The following is a 20684-nucleotide window of genomic DNA, read 5'->3' as shown; positions in this document are numbered from 1 at the left end:
TACCAGCAAACCAGCCGACAAAAATGCACTAAAAGTTCGGGTTAGAGCCGCGAGTAATATACGCGCAACTTAATATTGTCGGCGTCCAGTACGGCGCGGTTTAAGGTTAGGTTGTTCGCCGCTCCCAAGGCTACGGCCGCTGCATCACCATTGGCGCGCACGGTAACCAACGTAGAAAGCAGCCGTGGCGACGGAGTAAGCACAAACCCTTCGGGCTTTGGTCCTAGCGTATTCGTGATATAAGCCTGAAGGTAACTCGTAAGCAGAACGCTGTAATACTTGTTTGTAGCGCTAAGATCATTCAACCGCACAATAGCCGCGTTGCCCGATGAAACGGGCGAAAATCCGCTTTCCTGCACCACGCGGTCAACCGACTGGTTGTTGATGTCACGTACCAACACTTGGTTTCGCTTGTTTACCTCGTACAGAAAAGCCTGGCTGGGATAGGCAAACTGCACGTTGGCATACGGTTTTACTGGGATGATTAGTTCCGCACGGTTGATAACTATATTGGACTGCTGGGATAGTTCCTTCAAGCCACTGATGTAGAGCTTGGTAGCTATGCCAGTTCCTTCCTGTAAATAAGTCAACCCATTGGTGCGGGAGGAAGCCACCGAGTCGGCTTCGGACTGCAGAAAGGCCAGGGGCCCGCCCAGTTCGGTTGTTACCTGCGTGAAGTAACGGGGCGCGTTAGGGTCGGGCTGGCCCGTAGAGCTGGCCGGCGCGGCACTGCCGTAGCGAATGGTGTAGGTCCGGTTGATGAGCACCTCCGGCTGCTTGGTTTTGCCGGCCCGGTAATATACTACTGCCCTGGTGGCAGAGGTTCGGTTAAAGCGGACAATGCCACCCTTGTAATTAGCCGAGGGTGCCAAGGCCAAACCCGGTAACAGGTTATCAAGGGTGGCCTGGGAAAACCCGGGGGTATTCAGGGCCGTGAAAAGGGCCGTGGTGAAAGCCGTGCTCTGGCCGCTTTTCACCAGCGGCAAGCGAACCACGTTCACGCTCACGGCTACCCGCTTGGTGGTGGTATCTGTGGTGGAGGTGGGGTTCACCCGCTGCCGCACAAACTGTTTCCGGTTGAGCTGAGCCGGAGCATCCGTCAGCAGCGCCGTGGAGGTAGGAATGGAACTGGAAGAGTTGTACGTGGTGCGCTCATCGAACGGGGCCGCCAGCTTGTACACATCAAGGCGGGGAGAGGGGGTAGTGGGCCCATAGGTATAGTCGAACCCAAAGAAAAGCACCACCGAGTCCAGTTGCGCACCGGTGAACAGAGCCGGAATAGAGTCCCCGCTTATTTTCGTTTCCAGAAAGGTGCGCGCCGTAACGGTGCCCAAGGCACCGTCTTGCAGCCGGCCGGCCAGAAAATGGTTGCGGCCCGTAGTGGGCAGCGAGTCTTGTTGGATGGTAGAGGCCGAAACGGCCAGATCTTTGAACTCCGTGGTAAGCGGGGTGGAGCCCGGAAGTTCCAGTCCTACTGCATTCGGGTCTTCGCAGGCGGTAAGCAGCACAGAAGCGGAAAAGAAAATGGCTGCTGCCCGCTGGAAGGACCTAGTTGGCCAATTCATTATAAAGCGCGTAGTAAGAAGTAAGCAGGGTATCATCGGCCGCAACCTGGCTGATGCACCGGTTCTGGGAGTACTCATTGAACAGGGCGTTCAAATTTTCGCTGAAATCCTCATCTGATTTCACGACGGAGTCGGCATACTGCATGCCAATTTTGATGAAGCCGCCAAAATCAGCCGATTTCAGCTGCTCCAGCATCTCATCATCAATGTCCAGCATCTTGGCCTTCTCGATGATGTCCCCCTCGAATTTGTGCGCAAACTCGTTGTTGTAGATCGTGAAGATGGACTTGGCGTCTTTGAAAATCGGGTCCTTCTTGTACGTAGTTTTCAGATACATCGGAATCAGACCCGTCATCCAGTCGTTGCAGTGTACGATGTCGGGGGCCCAGCCGAGTTTTTTCACGGTTTCGAGTACGCCTTTGCAGAAAAAGATAGCGCGCTCATCGTTGTCGGCGTGAAACTGGTTGTTTTTATCGACCAGCACCGATTTGCGGTGGAAGTAGTCCTCGTTGTCGATGAAATATACCTGCAGCTTGGCGTTGGGAATAGAAGCTACCTTGATAATCAGGGGTTTCTCCTCCTCGCCTACGGCAATGTTGATGCCCGAGAGGCGCACGACTTCGTGCAAACGGTTCTTACGTTCGTTGATAATGCCAAAGCGCGGTACGAAAATCCGAATTTCCATGCCCATTTCCTGCATCCCCTGGGGCAGCATCCGCAGAAACTCCGCTACCTTGGTCGTCTGCAAAAACGGATTAATCTCCGTGGCAGCATAGAGTATTCTCAGCTTAGACATACAGCTTCCTGGGGTTTTTAATGGGAGGACACACTTTTGGATGCACAAAATTAAACAATTTTAGGCGAAAATTCAATGTAACCCGCCCGAGCGTTGCCGTTGCGACGACGAAGCGGCCCTGTTTGTCTATGGAGATTCTGCAAACCGCAGCCGGGTTGCAAGACCGCACGGAATCGTGGCGGCGCGCCGGGCTACGTATTGGACTGGTGCCCACCATGGGTGCCCTGCACGAAGGGCACCTGCAACTGGTGCGCGCCGCCGCCCAGGAAAATGACGTAGTGGTGGTGACCATATTCGTCAACCCCACCCAGTTCAACAACCCCGAGGATTTCCGCCTGTACCCGCGCCTGCCCGAAACGGACGGGGCTTTATTAGCCGGCACCGGCTGCACAGCCTTGTTTGCCCCTACCGTGGAGGAAATGTATCCGCAACCAACGCTGCTACGCTTTGATTTCGGTACCCTGGAGCGGGTGATGGAGGGCGCACACCGGCCCGGGCACTTCAACGGTGTGGCTACCGTGGTAAGCAAGCTGTTTCACCTGAGCCGCCCGCACCGAGCCTATTTTGGCCAGAAGGACTTGCAACAAGTGGCCGTGGTGCGGCAGCTGGTGCAGGACCTGAGCTTCCCGCTCGAACTGGTGGTTTTTCCAACGGTACGCGAAACCGACGGCTTGGCTATGTCGTCACGCAACCGACGCCTTTCGCTCGAGGCAAGGGCTGTGGCGCCCCATCTATACCAGGCCCTGACGCTGGCACGCCGCCTAGTGGACGAAGAGCAGACGGTAGCCGAAGTGCAGCGGCAAACCCTGGATTTTCTGCGGCAGCAGCCGGCTATTGAACTGGAATACTTCGACATCAGCGACGCCCGCACGCTGCAGCCGCTGGCGCCGGAGCAGCCTGCCAACGGCCCCGTGGCGCTGTGCCTGGCCGCGTGGCTGGGGGGCGTACGCCTTATCGACAACGTGGTGGTGGAGCGTTAGGAGTGGGGTAGGAAGGCTGCTCCGCCCGTCACGCCGGGACAAGTTTGTATCTTTGTGGCCCTACTATCATTTCCCCTGGCTTCCATGCACATCGAGGTTCTTAAGTCTAAAATCCACCGCGTAAAAGTTACCCAGGCCGAGCTACACTACGTCGGCAGCATCACCATTGACGAAGACTTACTGGATGCCGCCAACATGGTGGAGAATGAGAAAGTAACCATCGTGAATGTGAACAATGGGGAACGGTTTGAAACCTACACCATTAAGGGTGAGCGGGGCTCAGGCATGATCTGCCTGAATGGGCCCGCCGCCCGGCGCGTAGCCGTGGGCGACATCATCATCATCATTTCCTACGCCCTCATCGACTTTGCCGTCGCCCGGCAGCACCAGCCCACCATCATCTTCCCCGACCAGCACAACCGGCTTATTTAAGCAGCCACTGAAATGAGCGGGCCTGCCCCCAATGGCAGCCCTAAAATCAGCATAAGCCGGCTAACAGCCATTAGTTCATCGGGTGAAAAGACTCCTGAATATTCTTAAGTATGTGCTGCTGCTGGCCTTTTCGGCCGTGCTGATGCGCTACGCCGTGCGAGGCCAGGATCTGAGCCTGGTGGGGCAATACATGCGCGAGGCCAACTACTTCTGGCTGAGCGTGACCATGGTACTGTCGGCGCTGGGCTATTTTAGCCGGGCCTACCGCTGGAAAATGCAGCTCGACGCCACCAACACTAGGCAAACTGCCAGCTACTGGGACGTATACCACGCCATGATGGTAGGCTACCTGGCCAATATGGTCTTGCCGCGTATGGGCGAGGTTATTCGGTGCTCGGTGCTGCGGCGCACCAGCGGCGTACCCGTGCAGGTGGCCCTGGGCTCCGTCATCACGGAGCGCGTGATAGATGTAGTGGTTCTGCTGGGGCTGATTGGGGCCACGGTGCTGGTAGACTTCAACCGGTTCTGGTCCTTTGTGCTTAGTCTCTACTCGGATAAGTACGATTCTATGGCCCGCAGTCAACAAACGCTGCTGGTAGCTGGCGGGCTGCTGCTGCTCATCGGGCTCATTACGCTTTACCTGCTTTACCGCAACTTGGAACGCCTGCGCAAGCTGGCTTTATTCAACAAGCTGGAGCGTTTCGTGCGCGGGCTGCTGGAAGGTATCTTCAGTATCCGGAAGCTGGAAAACAAATGGCTGTTTTTGGCTCATACGTTGTTCACCTGGCTGGTGTACTACCTGATGGATTACCTGGCTTTCTTTGCCTTCCCCGGTACTTCCCAGCTGGGCGTAGCGGCTGGCTTGGCGGTTCTCACGTTTGGGGCTATTGGCATGGCTATGCCAGTGCAGGGCGGCATCGGGGCATTTCACCTGATGGTGCAGAGTACCCTGTTGGTGTATGGCATCAGCAAAGAAGCCGGCATTGCCTACGCGCTGGTAGTGCACGGCTCCCAAACGCTGCTGGTGGTGCTGATGGGCGGCATCAGCTTTGTTGCCAGCATGGTCAAATCGGGCCGCACGGGTCAGGCCGTAGCCAATGCGTAAAGACGAGTGCCAGTACAATTGCCATCATTTTTACCGACATTCCGTCAGCCGCCCGGGACGGTCAGCTACCAATGCCAGCTATGATGTGGAGCCAAGATAAGATTTTGAGCCGCGCAGCACTGCCGGCCGTAGTAGCCGACTGGAAAGCCCAGGGGCAGCAAGTCGTGTTCACCAACGGCTGTTTCGACCTGCTCCACCTGGGCCACGTCGATTACCTGGAAAAGGCCCGCCACCTAGGCGACCGGCTGGTGGTGGGGCTGAATACGGATGCCTCCGTGAGCTGCCTGAAACCGGGGCGCCCTTTGCAGGACGAAATGTCACGGGCGCGCATTCTGGCGTCGCTTTTGTTTGTGGATGCCGTGGTGTTGTTTGACGAGCAAACCCCGCTGTCCCTGATTGAAACCGTTTTGCCCGATATCCTGGTAAAAGGCGACGACTACGCTATCAGTGGAATTGTGGGCCACGAGGTGGTGTTAGCGAATGGCGGGCAGGTACTCACCGTGCCGCTCGTAGCGGGCTACAGCACTACGCGTATCGTCGAGCGAATCCGTCAGCTGGGTAGCTGAGCTGAAGATCTGCCTTGCACACCGGCACGAGGCAACTTTGGTTCAGGCCCGTTCACTTTCTTCTTTTCTGAACCATGTACTCCACCGGTCCCATCTACCTTATCCTCATCCTGGCTGCCGTCGCCGGCATGATCATTCAGTGGCGCTTGCGCAGCAAGTTCAGCCAGTACTCGCAGATCGGCCTGCAGTCGGGCCTCTCGGGCAAGCAGATTGCCGAGCTGATGCTGGCCGATCATGGCATCACCGACGTGCGGGTTATCAGCACGGAGGGTCGCCTGACCGACCACTATAACCCCGCCGATAAAACCGTAAACCTGAGCGAGGAAGTGTACGCGGCGCGTAGTGCCGCCGCCGCCGCCGTAGCGGCTCACGAGTGTGGCCACGCCGTGCAGCACGCCACGGCCTACAGCGCCCTGCAGTTCCGCTCGGCTATGGTGCCCACCCTCAGCGCCGTATCCAAGTTTATGCCCCTGGTACTGCTGGCGGGCGTCCTGCTGCTGCGCACCACACCCATACCGCTAGGCGTGGGCATTGTGCTGTTCTCGCTCACTACGCTGTTCGCCTTCGTTACCTTGCCCGTGGAGTTTGACGCCTCCAAGCGCGCCCTGGCCTGGATCGACAAGCGGGGCATCGTTACCACGCAGGAGCACGCCATGGCTAAGGATGCCCTCTGGTGGGCGGCCATGACGTACGTGGTGGCGGCGCTCAGCTCCCTGGCCACACTGCTCTACTACGTGAGCATCTTCATGGGTAGCCGCGACCGGCGCTAGATGGTACTAGAAAAATAAGACAGAGAAAACGGCCGTCCCAAAACAACGGGGCGGCCGTTTTTGTGTTTATGCTGTCGGCCAGGGCAGCTTTTCACGCGCTAGAAGTGCACGGGCCGGCCAAGCGCGCCTGTAACCTAAAAATTCGACGGTGCCTGCGCAATCTGCAACTTTGGCGTAATTTTGATTGCAGATAGCGCGGCTTTCCAGTTGAGCTTTCAAACCACCCTTTTGCTTTTTCCAATTCCCACCCAAGTACCCATCAGAATGAATTTTCAGCTCACCGAAGAACAATTGGCCGTACAGGCCGCAGCCCGCGAATTTGCCCAGAACGAACTGTGGGCCGGCGTTATCGAACGCGACGAGCACCAGAAGTTTCCTGCCGAGCAGGTAAAGAAAATGGGCGAGCTAGGTTTCATGGGCATGATGGTGAGCCCCGAATACGGCGGCGGCGGCATGGACACGGTAAGCTACGTGCTGGCCATGGAAGAAATTTCCAAGGTTGATGCTTCCTGCTCGGTTATCATGTCGGTGAATAACTCGCTGGTGTGCTGGGGCCTGGAACAGTATGGCACCGAAGAGCAAAAGCAGAAATACCTGACCAAGCTGACCACCGGTGAAATAATTGGGGCCTTTGCCCTGTCGGAGCCCGAGGCCGGCTCCGACGCTACCAGCCAGCGCACCACCGCCGAAGATAAAGGCGACTACTACTTGCTGAACGGCACCAAGAACTGGATTACTAACGGCACCACGGCCTCGGTTTACTTGGTTATTGCCCAAACCAACCCCGAGCTGAAGCACCGCGGCATCAACGTGCTTATCGTAGAAAAGGGCATGGAAGGCTTCCAGACGGGGCCTAAGGAAAACAAGCTGGGCATCCGGGGCTCCGACACCTGCTCGCTCATGTTCAACGACGTGAAAGTGCCCAAGGAAAACCGCATTGGCGAAGACGGCTTCGGCTTCAAGTTCGCCATGCAGGTGCTGGCCGGTGGCCGCATTGGTATTGCGGCGCAGGCGCTGGGCATTGCCTCTGGGGCCTACGAGCTGTCGGTGAAGTACTCGAAGGAGCGCAAGGCGTTCGGCGTGCCCATTGCCCAGCACCAGGCCATTCAGTTTAAGCTGGCCGATATGGCTACCAACATTGATGCTGCCCGTTTGCTCTGCCTGCAAGCCGCCCACGACAAGGACGCGCACCAGGACTACGCCAAATCGGGCGCCATGGCCAAGCTGTTTGCTTCCAAAGTTGCCATGGACACTGCTGTTGAGGCCGTTCAGGTCCACGGTGGTTACGGTTTTGTGAAGGAGTACCACGTAGAACGCATGATGCGCGACGCAAAAATCACCCAGATTTACGAGGGTACTTCGGAGATTCAAAAAATTGTAATCTCGCGGGAAATCCTGAAATAAGGCTCGAATTGCCTAAAAGTCAGATTCATTGCACTAAACCCAGTCATTTTTTTGGCTGGGTTTAGTTTTTGTGAATTTTTATATCTTGTTTTGTATTGTATACATCCGGGCCCCTATTGCCCGTTTCCCTACAAGCCACCCAACCCTTTAGAGGTTTATGGAAGATTACAATAAAGTGATTGAGTCGCTCGGTGTCCGCTATATCAAGGCAAAAAACCTGGTACTCCAGCAGCCTTTCACCGTGCGCAATTCTTACGATGTCGGTAACAACCTGATTCTGCTGCACAAAGGCCGCATCTCCTTTGGCGACGATGAGCAGCAACTGGTGGAAGAAGGCGAAATGCTCTTTATCCCCGGTGGCCGGGCTACGAAAGTGACGTATGGGGACGCCGCTGGTAAGGTGATTACCAACGACGACCTGATCAGCAACAAGGATAAGTTTTTCCATTCCAACTCCGACCTGGACCTGATTGGCGACGCCGAGGAAAGCCACTCTTTCGTAAGCTTTGAGGCCAAAGTGTTTGACTCGGTCAACTTCTTTGCCTCCCTGGACGTGCCGGCTTTCCTGATTACCGGCAACTCCAAGCTGGCGAATCTGGTCATCAAGGTAGTGGAAGAAAGCCTGCAGGAGCTGCCCGGCCGGGAGCGGCTCATCACGATTTACACCGAGAACATTGTGGTGGAAATTGTGCGCTACATCTTGAAAAACAAGATGTTTGTGGAGCAGCTAGCTACCAACAGCACCTACTTCAAGGACCCGCGCCTCATCGATCTGTTTAACTACATCAAGGAGAACCTGGGCGGCGACCTGTCGAACAAAGTGCTTTCTGGCGTAGCCAACGTGTCGGAAGACTATGTAGGACAGTACTTCAAGATGCTCACGGGTATCAACCCCCAGGACTACATCGAGTACCAGCGCATGGAGCGCGCCGTATTCCTGCTGCGCACCACCAAGAAAAGCATCCGCGACATCGGCAAAGAAGTGGGCTACAAAGACACCGCCTATTTCTGCCGCCGCTTTAAAATGATGTTTGGTATTCCGGCGGGTAAAATGCGCCGCCGCGAGTCGGCCATGAACATCTAGCACCAAAACCACGGATTCGCGCGGATTTTTCGGATTGCCCGGATTTTGTGGACGGCGCAATCGGCCGATCAACAAACCAAAAAGCCTCGCACACTGCGAGGCTTTTTGGTTTATAGCACTGTCATCCGGAGCAAAGCGAAGGACCTTCTCGCGCCCGCACGACTTGCTGCAACGGGAGAAGGTCCTTCGCTTTGCTCCGGATGACAGATGATGAGCAGGACAAATCAACTATGCGAGCCTAACATCCGCGCCGACTACAAAATCCGTTCAATCCGAAAAATCCGCGCGAATCCGTGGTTCAGACGGCTACCTGGTTGTAGGCGTGCACGGCTCTTGATACTTCGCCCAGGAAGGAAGGGTCCTTTTCGATTTGATTGCCAACGACGATTACATCGGCTCCGGCGTTCAGCGCGGCCTGCGCCTTCTCAACGGTGTTAATGCCGCCGCCTACAACCAGGGGAACATCTACTGCCTGCCGCACGGCCTCAATCATAGCAGCCGAAACAGGGTACATGGCCCCACTACCCCCGTCCAGGTACATCAGCCGCAGGCCCAACTGCTCACCCGCCATAGCGGTGCAAGCGGCTATGCCGGGCTTGTCGTAGGGCAGGGGAGTCGTGCCGCTGATGTAGCTGGCCGTGGTCTGGCGCCCGGTATCAACAAGCATATAACCCGTAGGCAGAATCTGCAGGTTGCTGGCCCGCAACAGCGGGGCCGCTATTACGTGCTGGCCAATTAGAAACTCCGGGTTGCGGCCCGAAATCAGGGAAAGCAGCAGTATGCCGTCGGCGGGGCCTTCCAAGTGCAGGCTGTGGCTGGGAAACAGCACCACGGGCACGGAAGACCGGCTCTTAAGCAATTGAATAAGGGTAGCCTGGCGTGAGTTCATCACCAGGCTACCCCCCACAAAAAAGTATTCAACAGGATGCTGCGCGCAAAGCTCCAGTAGATGCTGGCAGCCGGCTTCGTCTAGGTTATCCGGGTCGAGCAGGACGGCTAGCGACTTATGGCCGTGCGCGCGGCGGGTGCTAAGCGTGTCATACAGGCTGTTGTGGCGCATTCGCGTCGTCGTGGTGATACGTGAAGTCGATATCCTGCGTCGCCGCTTCATGAGCGGGAGAAGTTGCAAGGTCGGGATTTTTGTCCGAAGGCAGATATTCCCCGATTTTTTTCGCCACGTATGCCATCAAAACGGCCGAAATCTGGGCTATGAGCATCTTCCCGGTATCTGATTGCAGAAAAACATGGAAGGCATCCGCTACAATGGACGAAGCATCCGTGGTTGGTGCTTCGGCGGCAACGCGGCGCCGGGCGGGTGCCTTGGCGGGAGCGTAGCTTGTCGTCGGCTGAAAAGGGTCAGCATCGGTGTGGTACACATCGGGAGCCAAATCAGCACGGTCGTGGTGGGCTGCGTGGGTACCGGCCTGCGTGCCCCGGTCGTACTGGTGGTGACCTACGCCAAAGCCCAGGTCGTCGGCTACGGCTTCGTCTACCGCCGAGCGGGGGACGGGTGCCGGCCGGTGGGGGCGGCTATTTTGGTGCAGGTGCTTGGCATACTCGGCCTCCTCGTCATCCTCATCGGAATATTTCGGCTTAGAGCGCAGCGCTTTGGCGATAAGCCAGATGCTGCCAGCTAGGCCCGCCCCAATCAGGGCATACTTGCCCACACGCTGGCTTTGCTCTTTGATATTCTCCACGTCACCCAGCAAGGCACGCTCGTACTCTAGCTTCTGGCGCTCCAGAAACTCTTTCTCGTCTTCGAACAGGGGGTTGTGCAGGTCAGCCATAGCCGCAAATTACGCTTGACGTTTGTCGGATTTGTAGATAGTATTGCTCAGCATCTTATCGGCCAGGCCCTGGAACAGCTTTTTATCGACGCCTACGATAAAGATAATGAGCAGCAGGAGGTAAAAGCCGGCCACAATACCAAAGCCCCAGAAAGAACTGTCAAGTGCATCGTTGAGCGCCAAGCCCGCGAAGATGCTGAGAAAAACCAGAAATAGGAGCCCTATCAGGGCCATGGTAACGCCGTGGGCGGTGCCCACAAAAGCTACCTTCACCTTTTCCTGGGTTTCCAGGCGAATCAGGTCGATGCGTGTGTCGAGGTAGCCCATCAGGTTCCCCATCAGGCTGTCGTTGCGGGGCGTTTTGGAAGCGTCGTCGTCGTAAGCCATGCGGCAGCGAAGAGTTAGTAGAACATCAGATGATAGAAAATCCAGCTCGGCAATACCTATAGTAGCCAAACTGGAATGGAACTTCATACGGAAAACCCTGTTCAACGTCTAGGTTCGCCTCAAAAAATGGCGTACTTGTTGCCCCAAGTCCTGCCCCTTGAGCCAGAATCATTACCAAATCCTGGGCGTTTCGCCAACCGCAACCCGGCTGGAAATCAAGCAAGCCTACAAGCAGCTTGCCTTGCGGTATCACCCTGACCGGCATCAGGGGGATACCCGGTACGAGGAGTTGTTTAAGCAGGTGAGCATTGCCCACGGGGTGCTGTCAGACCCCGCCCGCCGAGCCGCTTACGACCAGCAACTCTGGCGTGAGGCTCAGCAGCTAGAGCAGGCGCGCCGCCAGCAGCAGTTCCGCAACCAGCACCAGCACATTTATGGGGCACCGCCGCCCATGGCGGGGCCGCTGCGTACCCGCCGCCCGGCCTCTTCCTCGGAGCGGCACTACCGGCCTATCCCGCGGCAGAAAACGCAGTTCACCCGGCGCGACTACCTGCTGACGTTCCTGTTCATCCTGCTGCTGGCGGCCTTTATGCTTTCCGTGAAGCTCACCATGGACCACGTAACGGCGCGTAGCAACTACGAAGATGGGCTGCAGGCCTACGCTGCTCAGCAGTGGAGCACCGCGCACGGCTACTTGTCGGCGGCCATTCACTTCAAGCCCAACTACCCCGAGGCCCACCGGCGCCGGGGCGAAATTGAGCAGCTGGCTTACCACGACTACGAGGCGGCCCTGGAAGATTATGCGGTGGCTCTGCAGCACGCCAACGACCCGCCGGCGCAGAGTGCGCGGCTCTGGTGGCGCATGGGCCAGTGTCATGCCGCCATTGGCCAAACGCAGCAGGCCCTGCAGAGCTTCGACCGCGCCCTGGCCCTGGACTCAACCCAAAGCGGCGCCTGGCTGGAGCGCGGCGAGCTGCGCCTTTTCGAACAACGCCGTTTCCGGCCCGCCATTCAGGACCTGACTACGGGCTTACGACAGCGCGTGGCCCAGGGCAAAAGCCCCTCTGGACGCTACCTCACGTACCGCGGGCTGGCCTGGTTTAAGCTGGGCGAGTACGAAGCTGCCCGCGCCGATTACCAGCAGGTGCTCATCAACTCTCCGCGTAGTGGGCAGATTTACTTTCTGCTGGGCCGGCTGGCGGAAGCACAACAGAACCGTCCGGCTGCCTGCGAGTTCTTTTTGCGCTCGGCCCGCCTTGGTTACATCTACGCCGAGGACGCCCGGTTGAAAGCCCGCTGTCCGTAGCCGCTGAGGAAGGTTATAGTTTACTCCGTTTCAGCAGATGCCAGGTTGCTATTGGCCGGGCCCATCAGCAGTTTACCGTAGGCATCGAAGCGGGAGCCGTGGCAGGGGCAGTCCCAGCTGCTTTCCAGCCCATTCCAATGCACTACGCAGCCCAGGTGAGGGCAAATGGCCGAACACTCGTGCGTCTTGCCAGCTTTGTCTTTGTACACCGCCACCTTGGTGAGGCCCCGCCGCAATACTGCGCCCGACCCAGCGGCAATTTCCTCGGGGGTGGAAACGTCGCCGCCGGTAAGGAGCTCGGTATATTCGGCGGCTACGTTCACGTTCTCGCGCACAAATTCCTTGATAGACTCCGGCTTGAGCGTAATGCGGCCCGGGTCATACAGCTTGGCCCAGGCATTGGGGCGCTCCAAAATCAAGTCCCGAATGATTATGGCGCCCAACGTGGCGTGCGTCATGCCGTGGCCCGAGTCGCCGGTAATCAGGTACACATTGTCGTTGTCTAAGGGGTTGCGGCCCGCGTAGGCCAGCCCGTCGGTGGGCTCCATCACTTGGCCCGACCAGCGAAAATCAATGCTGGTGATTTGGCGGAAATGCTTCCGGGTCCATTCTTCCAGGCAGCGCAGGCGTTCCTCCGGGTTGGCCTCCTGGCCGGTTTTGTGGTCTTCGCCGCCTACAATCAGGTAGTCGTATTCCTCACCAGGAGCTTCCTGCAACCGGATGTAGTGGTAGGGGTCAGCAGTATCCCAGTACAGCGCCTGGGTAACGGACCCTTTCGGAACGCGGGCCGTTACGACGTACGTGCGGTAGGGAGCCTGTTTTGTGTGCATCACTACCCGGTCGTTGAAAGGCGTGTTCGTGGCAATAACCAGCGCGTCCGCCTTCACTTCGTGTCCGCTGTCCGTTACCACGCGGGCGGCGTGGCCGCCTTCTACCGTGGCCACGTGCGTGTGCGTGAAGATGCGGCCGCCCTGCCGCGTAATAGCCGCAACCAGCCCGTTCAGATACTTCAGAATATGGAACTGGCCCTGGTCGGGAAAGCGCAGGCAGGGGCCCGTATGAAAGCCCTGGGTACCGGAGTCGGCCAGCTTCTTCACGCTTTTCAAGCCAGCCCGGTGGGCCGCTTCCAACTCATCGGTGAGCTCCTGCTCCTTGCCATTGGCCGGTAGAAATAAGTACCCATTGAGCCGGGTAAAATCACAGGCTATCTGCTCGGCCAGCACGATTTTCTCGATTTCATCAATGGCGGCCCCGTGGCTTTCGGCCGCCAGCCGGGCGCCTTCCTGTCCAAAAAGCTGCTCCAGGGTGGAATATCGGTCGTCGAGGGCGTTGGATAAGTGCGCGGTAGTTCGGCCGCTTTCCCCGCTGGCAATTTCCCCATCTTCCAGGATGACTACTTTCTTACCTTCCTTCCCCAGCAAGTAGGCCGTGGTAAGCCCGGCTATGCCAGCCCCCACCACCACCACATCGGCCGTGATATTTTGCCCAAGAGCCTTGAAGGAAGACACGGCATCGGCCGTAGGAAACCAGACGGATTGCGTAGCGCCGGAAGTGCGCGCAGTGGAAACGGGAGTGGACATAGCAAGCAGGAAAATGGTTTCCTGTGCGTACGCCCCGCCCCGGGGTTGGTTTCTACTGTTCAGCTCGGCCAGGGAATTTCGGGCGCCTAAGCTGCGGCTGGAACAAGCACTTGTGCAGTGTAGGCTTCCTTACCCATTTTGCGTAAAACGCGGTAGTGAGACCGGAGGGCCGAGAAAAATGTGCGGTTCTCCAGGTAGGGTAGAGAGAATTCGTGGGCCGTCTGCTTCACGATGCCGGCAATGGCCGGGTAGTGAATATGGCAGATCTTCGGAAAGAGGTGGTGCTCAATCTGTTGGTTGAGACCACCACATAAGAAATGCGCCAGCTTGCTGTTGGTAGAGAAGTTGGCGGTAGTCCGCATCTGGTGGGCTGCCCAGGCTTCGCGCATGTCGCCGGTTTCGTCGGGCAGGGGAAACGCCGTGCCTTCTACTACGTGGGCCAATTGAAACACCAAACCCAGCACCAAGCCTTCCACGAAGTGCATCAGCAGGAAGCCCAGCACAAACTGCCACCAAGTGATATCGAGCAACACCAGCGGCAGCACGATGAACAGAACGTAGTAGAGGGCCTTGTAAAAAAACAGGTTGAAGTACTCCTTGCGCGGGTGCTTGCGGTTATCGTGCTGCCCGATCTTGTCCTTGAAGAACTTGATGTAGTCTTTGCGCAGCACCCAAGACAATGAGGCCAGTCCGTACAGCGGGAAGGCATAAAAGTGCTGGTAGCGCTGCACCTTTTTTACCGGCTCTTCTGCTGATAAGCGCACCAAGCCTGGGGCTACTTCAATGTCTTCGTCGTGGCCCGGAATGTTGGTGTACGTGTGGTGCACCACGTTGTGCGTAATGCTCCACATGTAAGGATTAGCCCCAATCAGGTTAAACAGCAGGCTAAATACCTTGTTGACGCGCTTGTTGGCCGAAAAAGAGCTATGAATAGCGTCGTGGCAAACATTAAAGCCGATAAAAGCACAAAGGGCCCCGAGGGTGCCGGCCAGCAGCGCCATCACACCCAGGCCAAACTGGTTGGAGATTAACAGCGCATACGCCACCACGAATCCGGTGAGATAAAAGACTGTTTTGCCCCACATGGCCCCATTGGCATACTTGGAAACACCTTGCTGCTGAAAGTAAGCATCGACGCGCTGGCGTACCGTGGCGAAAAAGGCAGACTGGGTAGTGTTGGTAAAACGGACGGGTTTCGACATGGGAAGAGTTAGGTGCAGTACAGCAGCAAGGGCTACTCTTCCACAAATCAAGGAATTACTTTTATCTAAGCAGCAACTTAGACTTCCTAAACCGAAACTTGGTGGAAAAAGTACCAGTGCTGGGCTTTTCTTGTAAAGTCAGCCCGCCGCCCCAAGGTTTTAGGCAGCCTAAAAAGACGATTCAGCCCAGCGCCCCGGAAAACAAAAAAGCCCTCTTCGCAGTCTGCAAAGAGGGCTTCTAGTGGTAATGGTTGGAATCGAACCAACGACACCAGCATTTTCAGTGCTGTGCTCTACCAACTGAGCTACATTACCATCGTCCCGTAAATAAGCCCTTATGGCCGTTGGGGAGCACAAAAGTAGTAAACCAAACGTAACCTACAAGGCGTAGAGCAAAAAAAACTTCCCGGCCGGAAAAAAACGGATTTGTTATGCATAACGAGTATATTTCGGCCTAAACCCCAAACCTACCCATTTCTCCGTGCACTTTTCTATCCAAAACATCCTCTTTCTGCTGGTAGCAGTGGCAGGCTTTGGCCTGTTTGCCTGGCAAACGCGGAAGATCCGGGCCAACATTCTCGTTGGACGCGACCGGGACATGAGCGGCCATGTGAGCGAACGGCTGTGGAAAACGCTGCTAGTAGCCTTTGGGCAGCAGAAAATGTTTAAGCGCCTAACACCCGCCTTTCTGCACCTCATCGTTTACGTAGGCTTCATTGTCATTAACATTGAAGTCATCGAGATTTTGATTGACGGCATCTTCGGCACGCACCGGGTGCTACAGTTTCTGGGGCCGCTGTACTCGCTGCTCACGGGTACCAACGAAATCTTGGGCGCGCTGGTGGTGCTGGCTGTGGTGGCGCTATGGTGGCGCCGCAATGTAAAAGGCGTACGCCGGTTTACCGGCCCGGAAATGCGGGCTTGGCCCCGGCTTGATGCCAACGTCATTCTCTACATCGAAGTGGTGCTGATGATGGCGTTGTTCACCATGAATGCCGCCGACCTGAAGCTGCACGGGGCCGACCTCCCCGGCGCTTTCCCCATCAGCCAGTTCCTCACGGGCCTGCTGCCGGATAGCCCCACGGCCCTGCATGTGCTGGAGCGCGTGGGCTGGTGGGCGCACATTGTGGGTATTCTGCTGTTTCTGAATTACCTGCCTTCTTCCAAGCACTTTCACATCATCATGGCTTTCCCGAACGTGTACTACTCCCGGCTGGTACCGCAGGGGCAGTTCTCGAACGTGGACAGCATCACCCACGAGGTGAAGGCCATGATGGACCCCACTTACCAAGTGCCCGCGCCGGCTACCGAGCCCGATGGCTCGGCCGCTGCGCCCACGCCCTTTGGGGCCAAGGACGTGAACGACCTGGCCTGGACCAATCTGTTGAATGCCTACTCCTGCACCGAGTGCGGCCGCTGCACCTCGGTGTGCCCCGCCAACCTGACGGGCAAGCTGCTTTCCCCGCGCAAGATCATCATGGACACGCGCGACCGGATGGAAGAGAAGTACAACGCCCCGCTGATCTTCAACCCCAACCTCTACGGCAAGGAAGCCAAGCACGACCCACAAGAACAGCTGGACCGCGAAAACCACACCCTGCTGCGCGGCTACGTGACCCCCGAGGAGCTGTGGGCCTGCACTACTTGCAACGCCTGCGTGGAAGCCTGCCCGGTAAACATCAACCCCCTGGAAAGCATAGTGGAAATGCGCCGCTTCCTGGTACTGGAAGAATCGGCCGCGCCTAACTCTCTTAACGTCATGTTCTCCAATATCGAGAACAATGGGGCACCCTGGGCCTTTTCGCCCTCGGACCGCTTTAACTGGGCCGACGACCTGTTTCTGAACGAGAAAACGGCCCCGGTGGCCTAGCAACTTAGCGGCTGCATGCACGTGCGCATGACGCCTTCCTCAACATCAAACTGACTAGCGTCAACCAACAATAATGGCTGAGTTAACTGCCAAGCGCCAAGTAAGTGTTCCGATGATGGCTGATCTGGCTGCGCGGGGCGAAACGCCGGAAATTCTGTTTTGGGTAGGTTGCGCCGGGGCCTTCGACGACCGGTACAAGCGCGTGACGCGCGCCTTTGTGCGCATTCTGGAGCACGTAGGCGTGAACTACGCGGTGCTGGGCATGGAAGAAAGCTGCACCGGCGACCCGGCCAAGCGTGCCGGCAACGAGTTCCTGTTTCAGATGCAGGCCATGCAGAACATTACCACCCTCAATGGCTACGGCATCAAGAAGGTAGTAACGGCCTGTCCGCACTGCTTCAACACCATCAAAAACGAGTACCCGGCCCTGGGCGGCGAGTACGAGGTGATTCACCACAGCACCTTCCTGCAGCAGCTCATCAACGAAGGTAAGGTGAAGGCCGAGGGCGGCGAGTCGTTCAAGGGCCGCCGCATCACCTTCCACGACTCCTGCTACCTGGGCCGCGCCAACAACATCTACGAGGCGCCCCGCGCCGTGCTGGAAGTGCTGGACGCCGACCTGCTGGAAATGAAGCGCTGCAAAACCAACGGCCTCTGCTGCGGGGCCGGCGGGGCCCAGATGTGGAAGGAGCCCGAGCCCGGCAAAAAGGATGTTAACATCGAGCGGGCCGAGGAAGCCCTGGCCACCCTCGACGGCGACGCCGACGTGCTGCTGAACCTGCAGGGCGTGGAAAGCACCGCCCCGGTGCTGCCCGCCGGCTCCAACCGCGGCGGTAGCGTAATTGCTGTAGCCTGCCCGTTCTGCATGACCATGATGGCCGACGGCGTGAAAAACAAAGAGCGGGAATCGGACGTGCAGGTATTCGACCTGGCCGAGCTCATTGCCTCCGCTGAAGGCCTTAACGCCTAGTTACCTGTTTCCAGTTGCGAGCTGCCAATTGATAGAGCTCTGGCAACAAGCAACTGGAAACGGGCAACCGAATAACAGCCCCGCGCCGGAACTTCCGGGCGGGGCTGTTTATTTGTAGTAAGATAGATGATTTGGCAGGTGGCTTTCAGGCCGCTTATCCGTCACATCCGTTTCTCATTCGTAAAATCTGAGGTCCGTGTACGTTCCCTTCAACCAATTGCCCGCTTCGGCCCGTGTGTGGATTTACCAGGCCAACCGGCCTTTTACGGCGGCCGAAATAGCGGCGGTGCAGCCGGCCTTACAGCAGTTTGCCCAGGAGTGGACCAGCCACGGCCGCACCCTGGCCGCTTCGGCGGAAATTCTGCACGGGCAGTTTCTGGTAATTGGGCTGGACGAGGCCGTAGCCGACGCCAGTGGCTGCTCCATCGACGCCTCCGTGCGCTTCGTGCGTGGGCTGGAGGAAGGGCTGGATATTCAGCTGCTGGATAAGGCCCAACTGGCTTTTTTGCTGGGTGACCAAGTGCAGCTATTGGACCGCTTGAGTGTGCGCAAGGCCGTAGCGGAGGGCCAGGTGCAACCCACAACGCCCTACTTCGACAACACCATTTCCACGGTGGGAGAACTGCAGCAGAAGTGGCCTGCACCGGCGCACACGACCTGGCTGGCCCGGTATTTCGCGGCGGCGGCAACTCCGCTGGCCTGAGGGCGGTACAATCCTAGCCAAACTGCTTATACTTGTTTCGCGGCAGCCAGCGTTTACTTCACCTCGTACGCCTTAGCCTGACCCTTCCCTCCCTATTCCTATGCGGAAATTTCTAATGATATGCGCGGCGGCCGGCACCTCGGGGTTGCTTGGCGGCTGCAGTGCCTCAGACCAGCTCACCAAAGCGGACCGCCGCTTTATGCGGGGTGAGTATGAGGCCGCCATTCCCCTCTACAAAGACGACGTGAAAAAGGGAAAGCGCACCGCGTTTTCCAACTACCGCATTGCCGAGTCGTACCGCCTATCCAACCGCATTGAGCAGGCCGAGGAATACTACAACGCGGCCATTGGCGGCGGCGTGAAATCCAACGATGCCAAGTTTTATTACGCCGAGGCCCTGAAAGCCAACGGCAAGTACGAGGAAGCCACCACGCAGTTTGAGGCCTATGCCCAGAATGGGGCCAATGCCAAGCTGACGGGCCGGGCCGAGCTGGAAGCCAAAAACACCAAGCTGGTGCCGGAATTGCTGGCCATGCGCACCAACAACGAAGTGCAGGCCCTGGACTCCGTCAACTCCCCCTCGGCCGACTTTGGGGCGACCATGCTACCCACCACCAAAGAACTGGTATTTGCCTCCGGGCGGGGCGGCAAGAAGTACCTGGGCAACGGGGAAGGGTTCAATGACCTCTACGCCGTAACCCTGGCCGCGGAGCCTAAGCTCACGGGGGGGCGGAGCATCCGCCGGTTGGAGCCGGTGTTCAACTCCGAGGACAAGCACGAGGCCAGCGCCACCTACTCGTCGGATGGCAAGATGATGGTGTTTGCGCGCTCCAACAACGGGACTAAGAAGCAGGCCAAGGAAGGCTACCAGAGCGTAGACCTGTTTGTGTCCTACTTCCGGGGCAATGAGTGGACGGCGCCCGAACTGGTGCGCGGCCTGAACAGCAAAACCGCGGATGACTTCTCACCGGCGTTTTCGCCCGATGGCCGGACCCTCTACTTTGCCTCCAGCCGGACCGGCGGCAGCGGCGGCAACGACCTCTACAAAGCCACCCTGGAAGAGGGCAACCGTTTCTCTGCGCCCGAGAACCTGGGGGAGAAAATCAACACGCCCGGCAACGAGAACTTTCCCGCCGTGGCGCCCGATGGCACGCTGTATTTCTCCTCTGATGGGTATCCTGGCTTAGGAAAGCTCGACATATTCCGGGTAGAAAAAGGGCAAGTGAAGAACGTAGGCGCCCCCATCAATAGCTCCGGCGACGACTTTGCCCCATTTTTCACCGGCAAGGATGCCGGCGTATTTTCCTCCAACCGGAGTGGAGGCAAGGGCTCCGACGATTTGTACCTGTTCCGCAAAAAGCCGCTGAAGCTGGTTACGCTCTACGCCGATGGCACCTTGCTGGAGAGTGACGCGAAAACCGGCGAAACCAAGCCGGTAGCCGGCGAAGACGTGGTGCTGCTCAGTTCTAACGGCCAGCGCCTTCAAGAAACCAAGTCGGGTCCCGACGGGAAATTCAGCTTCAAGCTCGATACGGCCAGCGCCTACTCGCTCGTCGCCGACCGATCCGGCTACTTCACCGCCCGGCAGAGCCTGACGACGGTGGGCAAAGTGCCCGCCCAGGACCAGCTGCCCGCTGAGCAGAACGACATTAAGCTGCCCGTGACACTCACCTTGGGCAAAATTGTGGTAAACAAGGCCATTGTGGTCGAGAATATCTTCTACGACTACGATAAGTGGAACATCCGGCCGGATGCTGCCCTGGAGCTGGACAAGCTGGTGCAAACTTTGGTGGATAATCCGAAAATCACCATTGAGCTAAGCTCCCACACCGACTCCCGCGGTAAAGACGCCTATAACCTGAGCCTTTCGCAGAAACGGGCACAATCGGCTGTCGACTACATCATTTCCAAGGGCATTGCCAAAAACCGGATTACGGCCAAAGGCTACGGTGAAACCCGGCCGGTGCTGAAGAATGCCCGCACCGAGGATGAGCACCAGCGCAACCGCCGCACCGAGTTTAAGGTCACGCGCATTGCTCAATAAGTTTGTTTATGACTAAAAAAGGCCTGTACGCATTGTACAGGCTTTTTTTGTGAAGTATACTGGCTGAAAAGGAGGCCGCAACAGCCCTTGTCCGGATAAAGTTCCGGATTGGCACAATCCTTGAAAATGTCCT

Annotated in this window: 19 protein-coding genes and 1 tRNA gene; 12 read left to right on the top strand and 8 right to left on the bottom strand. The window is 57.5% G+C overall.

All coding sequences use genetic code 11. The features are described from left to right. Positions 1–41: 41 nt before the first annotated feature. Positions 42–1508 carry a DUF4270 family protein gene (locus HER32_RS10100; RefSeq protein WP_168681783.1) on the bottom strand — a complete coding sequence of 489 codons (1467 nt, stop codon included), beginning with the start codon at positions 1506–1508 and terminating at the stop codon, positions 42–44. A gap of 40 nt (positions 1509–1548) precedes the next feature. Further along, positions 1549–2361: a glycogen/starch synthase gene (locus HER32_RS10095; protein WP_168681782.1), complete on the bottom strand. Its 813-nt coding sequence runs from the start codon at positions 2359–2361 to the stop codon at positions 1549–1551. A 128-nt stretch (positions 2362–2489) separates the two neighbouring features. Here HER32_RS10095 and panC point away from each other — a divergent pair, with 128 nt between their 5' ends. The 7 genes from panC (at position 2490) to HER32_RS10060 (ending at position 8702) form a co-directional block, all read left to right on the top strand. Then, entirely contained in the window at positions 2490–3341 is an 852-nt protein-coding gene (gene panC / locus HER32_RS10090; RefSeq protein WP_168681781.1) for a pantoate--beta-alanine ligase, read from the top strand. Between the two features lie 84 nt (positions 3342–3425). After that, on the top strand, positions 3426–3773 hold the full coding sequence (panD, locus tag HER32_RS10085) for an aspartate 1-decarboxylase (RefSeq protein WP_168681780.1): 348 nt from the start codon (positions 3426–3428) through the stop codon (positions 3771–3773). 82 nt (positions 3774–3855) lie between these two features. Further along, positions 3856–4878 (top strand): lysylphosphatidylglycerol synthase transmembrane domain-containing protein, encoded by a 1023-nt coding sequence (locus HER32_RS10080; protein WP_168681779.1) that lies wholly within the window; start codon positions 3856–3858, stop codon positions 4876–4878. 83 nt (positions 4879–4961) lie between these two features. Further along, positions 4962–5444 (top strand): D-glycero-beta-D-manno-heptose 1-phosphate adenylyltransferase, encoded by a 483-nt coding sequence (gene rfaE2, locus HER32_RS10075; RefSeq protein ID WP_232066479.1) that lies wholly within the window; start codon positions 4962–4964, stop codon positions 5442–5444. Positions 5445–5518: 74 nt separating this feature from the next. After that, the gene (locus tag HER32_RS10070; RefSeq protein ID WP_168681777.1) at positions 5519–6214 is read left to right on the top strand and encodes a zinc metallopeptidase; all 696 of its coding nucleotides are present in this window, start codon (positions 5519–5521) and stop codon (positions 6212–6214) included. Positions 6215–6478: 264 nt separating this feature from the next. Then, positions 6479–7618, top strand: coding sequence for an acyl-CoA dehydrogenase (locus tag HER32_RS10065; RefSeq protein WP_168681776.1), 1140 nt, complete (start codon positions 6479–6481; stop codon positions 7616–7618). A 157-nt stretch (positions 7619–7775) separates the two neighbouring features. Next, positions 7776–8702 carry a helix-turn-helix domain-containing protein gene (locus tag HER32_RS10060; RefSeq protein ID WP_149070337.1) on the top strand — a complete coding sequence of 309 codons (927 nt, stop codon included), beginning with the start codon at positions 7776–7778 and terminating at the stop codon, positions 8700–8702. A gap of 298 nt (positions 8703–9000) precedes the next feature. On the opposite strand, the gene HER32_RS10055 is transcribed toward HER32_RS10060, so the two are convergent. The 3 genes from HER32_RS10055 to HER32_RS10045 are packed head-to-tail and all read right to left on the bottom strand — an operon-like array spanning position 9001 to position 10876. Beyond that, positions 9001–9762: a geranylgeranylglyceryl/heptaprenylglyceryl phosphate synthase gene (locus tag HER32_RS10055; RefSeq protein WP_168681775.1), complete on the bottom strand. Its 762-nt coding sequence runs from the start codon at positions 9760–9762 to the stop codon at positions 9001–9003. Further along, a complete protein-coding gene (locus HER32_RS10050; RefSeq protein WP_149070339.1) occupies positions 9740–10489 on the bottom strand; it encodes a hypothetical protein in 750 nt (249 codons plus the stop codon). The genes HER32_RS10055 and HER32_RS10050 overlap by 23 nt, the downstream gene beginning before the upstream one ends. A gap of 9 nt (positions 10490–10498) precedes the next feature. Beyond that, positions 10499–10876 (bottom strand): phage holin family protein, encoded by a 378-nt coding sequence (locus tag HER32_RS10045; protein ID WP_149070340.1) that lies wholly within the window; start codon positions 10874–10876, stop codon positions 10499–10501. 157 nt (positions 10877–11033) lie between these two features. Between HER32_RS10045 and HER32_RS10040 the strand changes: the two genes are divergently transcribed. After that, on the top strand, positions 11034–12182 hold the full coding sequence (locus HER32_RS10040; RefSeq protein ID WP_168681774.1) for a J domain-containing protein: 1149 nt from the start codon (positions 11034–11036) through the stop codon (positions 12180–12182). Positions 12183–12202: 20 nt separating this feature from the next. On the opposite strand, the gene HER32_RS10035 is transcribed toward HER32_RS10040, so the two are convergent. The 3 genes from HER32_RS10035 to HER32_RS10025 form a co-directional block, all read right to left on the bottom strand. After that, positions 12203–13762, bottom strand: coding sequence for an FAD-dependent oxidoreductase (locus HER32_RS10035; RefSeq protein WP_168681773.1), 1560 nt, complete (start codon positions 13760–13762; stop codon positions 12203–12205). 86 nt (positions 13763–13848) lie between these two features. Next, positions 13849–14964, bottom strand: coding sequence for a fatty acid desaturase family protein (locus tag HER32_RS10030; protein ID WP_168681772.1), 1116 nt, complete (start codon positions 14962–14964; stop codon positions 13849–13851). Between the two features lie 242 nt (positions 14965–15206). After that, positions 15207–15279 (bottom strand) — tRNA-Phe (locus HER32_RS10025). Positions 15280–15445: 166 nt separating this feature from the next. Between HER32_RS10025 and HER32_RS10020 the strand changes: the two genes are divergently transcribed. The 4 genes from HER32_RS10020 to HER32_RS10005 all read left to right on the top strand — a co-directional run bounded on the left by HER32_RS10020 (position 15446) and on the right by HER32_RS10005 (position 20551). Beyond that, entirely contained in the window at positions 15446–16834 is a 1389-nt protein-coding gene (locus HER32_RS10020) for a (Fe-S)-binding protein (RefSeq protein WP_168681771.1), read from the top strand. 115 nt (positions 16835–16949) lie between these two features. Further along, complete coding sequence (locus tag HER32_RS10015; protein WP_149070374.1) at positions 16950–17804, top strand: (Fe-S)-binding protein; 855 nt, start codon at positions 16950–16952, stop codon at positions 17802–17804. A 196-nt stretch (positions 17805–18000) separates the two neighbouring features. Beyond that, positions 18001–18507: a hypothetical protein gene (locus HER32_RS10010; RefSeq protein ID WP_149070345.1), complete on the top strand. Its 507-nt coding sequence runs from the start codon at positions 18001–18003 to the stop codon at positions 18505–18507. Positions 18508–18607: 100 nt separating this feature from the next. Continuing rightward, positions 18608–20551, top strand: a complete 1944-nt coding sequence (locus HER32_RS10005; RefSeq protein WP_232066222.1) for an OmpA family protein — start codon at positions 18608–18610, stop codon at positions 20549–20551. Positions 20552–20684 lie beyond the last annotated feature (133 nt).

It is taken from the genome of Hymenobacter sp. BT18 (assembly GCF_012273015.1).
In the GTDB taxonomy this organism is placed as follows: domain Bacteria; phylum Bacteroidota; class Bacteroidia; order Cytophagales; family Hymenobacteraceae; genus Hymenobacter; species Hymenobacter lutimineralis.
The sequence above is the reverse complement of the archived record's forward strand: the minus strand, read 5'-3'. Positions and strand labels throughout refer to the sequence as shown.

What these genes read in the sequence shown, in the direction of transcription:
- HER32_RS10050 (WP_149070339.1), bottom strand. Translation starts at nt 10,489, where the DNA reads ATGGCTGACCTGCACAACCCCCTGTTCGAAGACGAGAAAGAGTTTCTG.
- HER32_RS10055 (WP_168681775.1), bottom strand. Translation starts at nt 9,762, where the DNA reads ATGCGCCACAACAGCCTGTATGACACGCTTAGCACCCGCCGCGCGCAC.
- HER32_RS10015 (WP_149070374.1), top strand. Translation starts at nt 16,950, where the DNA reads ATGGCTGATCTGGCTGCGCGGGGCGAAACGCCGGAAATTCTGTTTTGG.
- HER32_RS10030 (WP_168681772.1), bottom strand. Translation starts at nt 14,964, where the DNA reads ATGTCGAAACCCGTCCGTTTTACCAACACTACCCAGTCTGCCTTTTTC.
- panC (WP_168681781.1), top strand. Translation starts at nt 2,490, where the DNA reads ATGGAGATTCTGCAAACCGCAGCCGGGTTGCAAGACCGCACGGAATCG.
- panD (WP_168681780.1), top strand. Translation starts at nt 3,426, where the DNA reads ATGCACATCGAGGTTCTTAAGTCTAAAATCCACCGCGTAAAAGTTACC.
- HER32_RS10005 (WP_232066222.1), top strand. Translation starts at nt 18,608, where the DNA reads ATGCGGAAATTTCTAATGATATGCGCGGCGGCCGGCACCTCGGGGTTG.
- HER32_RS10045 (WP_149070340.1), bottom strand. Translation starts at nt 10,876, where the DNA reads ATGGCTTACGACGACGACGCTTCCAAAACGCCCCGCAACGACAGCCTG.
- HER32_RS10065 (WP_168681776.1), top strand. Translation starts at nt 6,479, where the DNA reads ATGAATTTTCAGCTCACCGAAGAACAATTGGCCGTACAGGCCGCAGCC.
- HER32_RS10060 (WP_149070337.1), top strand. Translation starts at nt 7,776, where the DNA reads ATGGAAGATTACAATAAAGTGATTGAGTCGCTCGGTGTCCGCTATATC.
- rfaE2 (WP_232066479.1), top strand. Translation starts at nt 4,962, where the DNA reads ATGTGGAGCCAAGATAAGATTTTGAGCCGCGCAGCACTGCCGGCCGTA.
- HER32_RS10070 (WP_168681777.1), top strand. Translation starts at nt 5,519, where the DNA reads ATGTACTCCACCGGTCCCATCTACCTTATCCTCATCCTGGCTGCCGTC.
- HER32_RS10035 (WP_168681773.1), bottom strand. Translation starts at nt 13,762, where the DNA reads ATGTCCACTCCCGTTTCCACTGCGCGCACTTCCGGCGCTACGCAATCC.
- HER32_RS10095 (WP_168681782.1), bottom strand. Translation starts at nt 2,361, where the DNA reads ATGTCTAAGCTGAGAATACTCTATGCTGCCACGGAGATTAATCCGTTT.